Raw genomic sequence first — 4,035 nt, forward strand, 5'->3', positions numbered from 1 at the left:
CCTCACCACCGTCACCGCCGGTACCGCCGGCCCCGCCATCACCGATCAGCGCGACATCCCCACCATCCCCGCCGGCCCCACCATCTAGGCCGTTACCGCCGACACCGCCATCACCGAGCACCGCAGCCCCACCGACACCGCCCACCCCGGCGGCATCGGTGGCGCCGTCACCGCCATCACCGAACCAGATTCCGCCCGCACCACCGGTCGCCTCAGCCAACGAGCCGTCGCCAATCCCATTGGCGCCGTTGCCAATCAAGATGCCGGTACCACCCAGGTCCTGCCACAACGTATTGAGCTGGGTGTCGACGCCGGCTCCCATCGAACTGGTGATCCAGTCCTGCTCAAGGGTGTGCAGCAACGAGTCCAACGAACCAGCCGCAGACACCGCATCAGCCGACAGCCCCAGCGCAGCCAACGGCTCAGCCGAACCCACGCCCAGCGCACCCAAATCCAGACCGGCCGAAGGATCGACCAGACCGGCGATCGACCCGGCGACGGCATCGATGATCGCGTCAAACCCATCCGCACGGGCCGGCGGCGCGCTGGCCAGCGGACCCATGCCGAACGCCAAAGCCGCCCCGGCAGCCCCAGCCAGGCCAACCGCCCGACCCCGCCGGCGCCCCTTGGCGGCACGCGACCGACGATTTCGCTTGCCCGGATGGTGAGCCATAGCAAGCCTCCTGAGACAAACCTGAGAGATACCTGGGTTTTTATCATGCACTCGTAAGCAATCGAAATTCAGGTTTTCAGACTTAACATCCATCGATCCGGACATATGTGCGATGACGACACCGACCGGCCGGCCGGCGCGGGGGAGCGCCTGATCCAGGCGGCCACAGCGGGTGAGCGATTCCCCGCTCACACATATTGAGGCCTACAGGGGTAGGCCGCCGCCGCCTTTCGGCAGCCAGTTCCCGGTAGGCCTACACGTGGCAACGCCGCGTGCTCGCCAAATACGTCGAACAGTTGATGATCCACCGGAGATCACCGCTACGTTGCCGTCAAGCTTTTCCACCATCACTCCATCGGGCGATTACCTCGCCGGCGAAGTCGAGCATCTGGTCAAGGCTGGGGAACATTGCGAAGGCATCCACGATCGCCTCATCAGCACCGGACCCGGCGAGGCGCTCGAGCCTGCCGGCAACCGAGTCAACAGACGTGCCCGGTTCGAGGTTGATCCGCATAGCCGTCTTCAGCGCGTCAGGATCGCGGCCGGCGTCCTGCGCCGCACGCCGCGCAATCGACCACAAGTGGTCGGTGACCTCGTCCTGCAGCCCCTCGACCCCGAGCCAGCCGGTGCCGCTGCGGCCGACCCGGCGCATCGCGGCCTCACTGGCGCCGCCGATCCAGATGGGCGGACCGCCGGCCTGGACCGGGCGCAGGTCGGCGTGGACCGGCGGCAGCGAGAAGAACTCGCTCTCCCAGGACACCGGGGTGGTCGTCCACCACTCGTGCAGGAACGCCAGCAGGTCATCGAGCATCTGCCCGCGTCGGTGCCAGTCCGCGCCGCGGGCGATGTCGTGCTCGTCCTTCATCCACCCGATTCCCACGCCAACGTCCAGGCGGCCGTCGCTGAGCACGTCGAGCGTGGTGAGCAAGCGGGCCAGGTGCGGCGGTTCGTAGTAGAACGTGCTGAGCGTGCTGGCGTTCAGCCGCACCCGGCTGGTCGCCGTCGCGGCGACGGTCCACAGCAGCACCGGATCGAGGTAACGGGTCATCTGCGGCGGGTACGGCTGCTCTTTGCCCGGGTAGGTGCTGTGCATATCAACCGGCGTGACGAGTCGATCGCCGACCCACAGTGTGTCGTAGCCAAGGTCCTCGAGTCCGCGGCAGAACGCGCTCAGACCAGCGGCGCTGCTGATAGCGGGCCCGACGATGGGAAGTGCGAAACCAAGCTTCATCGTAAGAGTCCTATCTTATATTTTCGATGATCCATCAACCATCACCGGGAGGTGTTCGTTCACGGCGTGGAAGGCGGCGGTGCGGCTCAGCCGGGAACGGCGGCGCCGAGGGCGAAGTCGAAGTTCCCCACCCCGTGGCTAGCGAGACCCATCATGACCAGGCCCGTTCCTTCCAGCCAGTGCGCCATGTTCAAGCCGCCGACGTCCAGCGGGCGCAGCCCGAGGCTCTCGATGAACTCCGCCACGCCCGCCTTGGCGCGCGCGTCGTCGCCGGCGATGAAGACGTCGAGCGGCCGGCCCTGGGCCAGCACAACACCGAAGATGGTGTTGAATGCCTTCACCACACTGGCGCTGGCCGGGGCCGCCTTGGCAACTTCCTGCGCGATCGAGGTGTCATCGGGGATGGCCAGCCCGTCGGCCGCGGCATTGAAAGGGTTGCTGATGTCGACGATGACCTTGCCCGCGAGTGCGTCTCCATACTGGGCGACGACCGGAACAACGTTGGCGTACAACAGGGAAACGATGACGATGTCCCCGGCCGGGACGGCGCCGAACGCTCCCGTCGTGGCGCTGCCGCCGAGCGCCTTCGCCAGGTCAGCGGCCTTGGACTGATCGCGGCCGACGATCTCGACGGTGTTGCCCCCCGCTACCGCCAGCGCGCCGATGGCGCGGGCCATGTTTCCGGTGCCGATGATGCTAATGCTGCTCATGAGGTGCTCTTTCTTGACTTATGATCGAAAAGGTTGACTCCTCCACCTTATGGAATGTTTGTTGATGGGTCAACCAATCAGGTAGCATGGGGCTGATGGAGCCGAACTGGCTGAGTGCTCGTGAAGACCGCGCCTGGCGGGCCTTTCAGCACGCGCATCATCAGCTCGACGTGCACCTGAACCGGGGCCTGCAGGAATCGGGACTGTCCGGGGCCGACTACGAGATCCTGGCGGTGCTCTCCGGTCACAAAGGGGACCGCATGCCCGCGCGCGACCTGTGCAACACACTGGGTTGGGAGAAGAGCCGTGTGTCTCACCAGGTGCGGCGCATGCAGAAGGACGGGCTGATCTGCCGCGAGCCCAACCCCGACGACGCCCGCAGCACCATGGTCTGCCTGCTGCCGGCCGGCCGCGCCGCCATCGAGAAGGCGGCGCCCGGGCACGTGGAGGACGTCCGCCGGAACTTCATCGACCTGCTCACCCCGGCTGAGCTGGACATGCTCGCCGCCCTCAACGAACGAGTCCTGCGCCAGGTGACCAAAGACGACGACTCCCAAGCTGAAGACAAGCCCTCATAGCCTTCATCAGGGCGCCCGACGCGCGTATGCGGCGGTGGCGGTCGATGCCGCGGCCTTAGAACGTCCTAGGACGCCGGGGACGGCGCGTCTGGCGGTGGCGGCGATAGCGCCGGCGATGGCTCGGGCGATTGGTGGTGATGATGGCTTGGCGCATCGATGATGGGGGCCGGCGGCCGAGGCGGCGGACCTGGCGCGGCCTGGACAACCGGAGCGGGACTGATGAGCAAGGCGGCTCCGAGCGTGGCAACCAGCGCGCGGCGTCGTCGAAGGGGTCGCAAAACTTCATTGTCGACGGCCGCGGTGCCCATGCCGGTCATTCTAGTTCCGCTTGCGTCACGTGTGACCAGGCTTCATCTCAACTTGAATGCAGTTGTTGGCAAACCGTGATTGCGCTGATAGGTGCACGACTGGCAAATGGGCAACGCCCGCTCCGCCAATCGGCGAAGCGGGCGTCTGGTGAGGTGAGTCTTTACAGCGGGATCCAAACTCCGAAGAAGTTGAAGCCGAACTGGTTGAACTGCGGGTTCCAAAACGGGGTTTCGTTGTAGCCCCAGTAGTTGATCGGCCCGTAGTTCCACGGTCCACCGGGCGGGGGAAGCGGCCTGTCCCATGCCGGTCGCGGTGGCTCGCCAGCGCCCCAGGGCGCGGGTCCGTTCCCCCACGGAGCGTTGTTGAAGTAGCCGCGGTGGTCATCGCCGTGCCATGGTCCGCCGGGACCGCCGGGGCCTCCCGGCCCGTGGAATCCGGGGCCACCCGGTCCGCCGGGTCCGTGGTCACCAGGCCCGCCAGGCCCGCCGGGTCCGTGATCGCCTGGTCCACCTGGGCCTCCTGGGCCTCCTGGGC

3 protein-coding genes and 2 pseudogenes are annotated in these 4,035 nt (G+C 66.7%); 1 reads left to right on the top strand and 4 read right to left on the bottom strand.

All coding sequences use genetic code 11. The features are described 5' to 3' along the window. From WAN02_RS03310 to WAN02_RS03320, 3 genes and pseudogenes are all read right to left on the bottom strand, one after another. Positions 1-673: pseudogene (locus WAN02_RS03310) on the bottom strand (hypothetical protein); the annotation flags it as partial. Positions 674-1,004: 331 nt separating this feature from the next. Then, on the bottom strand, positions 1,005-1,904 hold the full coding sequence (locus tag WAN02_RS03315) for a TIGR03619 family F420-dependent LLM class oxidoreductase (protein WP_422262760.1): 900 nt from the start codon (positions 1,902-1,904) through the stop codon (positions 1,005-1,007). An 86-nt stretch (positions 1,905-1,990) separates the two neighbouring features. Next, positions 1,991-2,614, bottom strand: coding sequence for an NADPH-dependent F420 reductase (locus tag WAN02_RS03320; protein WP_422262761.1), 624 nt, complete (start codon positions 2,612-2,614; stop codon positions 1,991-1,993). 95 nt (positions 2,615-2,709) lie between these two features. Between WAN02_RS03320 and WAN02_RS03325 the strand changes: the two genes are divergently transcribed. After that, positions 2,710-3,192, top strand: a complete 483-nt coding sequence (locus WAN02_RS03325; RefSeq protein ID WP_422262762.1) for a MarR family winged helix-turn-helix transcriptional regulator — start codon at positions 2,710-2,712, stop codon at positions 3,190-3,192. A gap of 469 nt (positions 3,193-3,661) precedes the next feature. Here the strand turns inward: WAN02_RS03325 and WAN02_RS03330 are convergent. Further along, positions 3,662-4,035 (bottom strand): annotated as a pseudogene (locus WAN02_RS03330) (chitin-binding protein); the annotation flags it as partial.

Origin of the sequence: Mycobacterium sp. (assembly GCF_049281135.1) — a bacterium.
Classification (GTDB): domain Bacteria; phylum Actinomycetota; class Actinomycetes; order Mycobacteriales; family Mycobacteriaceae; genus Mycobacterium.

Coding starts and splice junctions, on each gene's coding strand:
- WAN02_RS03320 (WP_422262761.1), bottom strand. CDS start 2,614: ATGAGCAGCATTAGCATCATCGGCACCGGAAACATGGCCCGCGCCATC.
- WAN02_RS03325 (WP_422262762.1), top strand. CDS start 2,710: ATGGAGCCGAACTGGCTGAGTGCTCGTGAAGACCGCGCCTGGCGGGCC.
- WAN02_RS03315 (WP_422262760.1), bottom strand. CDS start 1,904: ATGAAGCTTGGTTTCGCACTTCCCATCGTCGGGCCCGCTATCAGCAGC.